The sequence below is a fragment of the Phaeobacter sp. SYSU ZJ3003 genome, from assembly GCF_041300735.1.
Taxonomy (GTDB): Bacteria; Pseudomonadota; Alphaproteobacteria; order Rhodobacterales; family Rhodobacteraceae; genus Phycobacter; species Phycobacter gallaeciensis_A.
In genome coordinates this window covers 1-1013 of the sequence record NZ_PXNU01000146.1, presented here as the reverse complement: position 1 = coordinate 1013, position 1013 = coordinate 1, and the positions used below count along the sequence as shown (strand labels likewise).

Here is a 1013-nt window from a genome sequence, read left to right as displayed (position 1 = left end):
TCAACCGCCCCAAACTGCCCTCAAGCGGCAACATCGGCGCAGCCGAAGACGTTGTTCAGACGTTCCAAAACATCACAAGAAATTTATGCAGGTGCAGGGGGCAACCCATCTGTGTCCGGTCTTGATAATGGTGGGTTTGTTTCCGTATGGAATGGAAATTATTATGAAACAGCCGGAACCGTGCAGGGCTCTGTATATGACAATGAATATAACGTAGTATCAAGCTTTTCCTTTAGTGCTAACTACCCAAGCTCTCCTCGGGTGACGACGCTCGCAAATGGAAACTTTGCTGTAGTTTTTGAAGGTGCGGATCGTGGGACTAAGGTTCAGTTGTTGGATCCCCTGGGGAATAAAATCGGATCAGAAATAAATGTTTCTAATGAGGTAATAAACGATTACGCGCACGTTTCCCCATTGTCCGGTGGTGGCTTTGTTGTAACTTGGGCCGATTATCAAAAAGCTTACAAGCAGCAATTCTCATCGACAGGAGGTGCGGTAGAAAGTCCTTACGAAATCAACCCCAGCACAGACACTTATCAGGGCGCAGTGCGGGCGTCAGGCCTATCTGATGGTGGGTACATTGTTGTCTGGGACGAAAATTTGTCAGGTTCACAAGTCAATTTCTCCAATAATGGCGGAAGTCTTGGAGTCTTTGCTCAAGAGTTCTCCGCATCAGGCGATTCAAAGAGTGATATTTTTAGAGTAAACAGCTTTTTACCTAATTCAACCTCGGGTGTTGTTCCGAACCTTAGCTGGCCTTCCGTGTCGCCGGATGAGAACGGCGGATACGTCGTTATATGGCGGTCTTTAGCCTCAACGGATCCGGCCGGAGCGGAGAGCATTGAACTTGAAAATACGTTCCTGACGCAATTCGGCAACGCTCGTGACGAAATCTCCATCGGCAACTTGGACGGGGCTCTGGCTATCGATGCGAACACATTAGATTCGACGAATGCGCCTGTTGTTCTGATGCAAGGCAGCCGGGAATGGTCCCTGGGTCGCAATGAAGCTGT

1 protein-coding gene is annotated in these 1013 nt (G+C 48.8%); it reads left to right on the top strand.

Annotation, left to right across the window (positions count from 1 at the left end):
• Positions 1–1013, top strand: a 1013-nt coding sequence (locus tag C6W91_RS21130) for a hypothetical protein (protein ID WP_370571610.1), incomplete at both ends; no start/stop codon positions are given.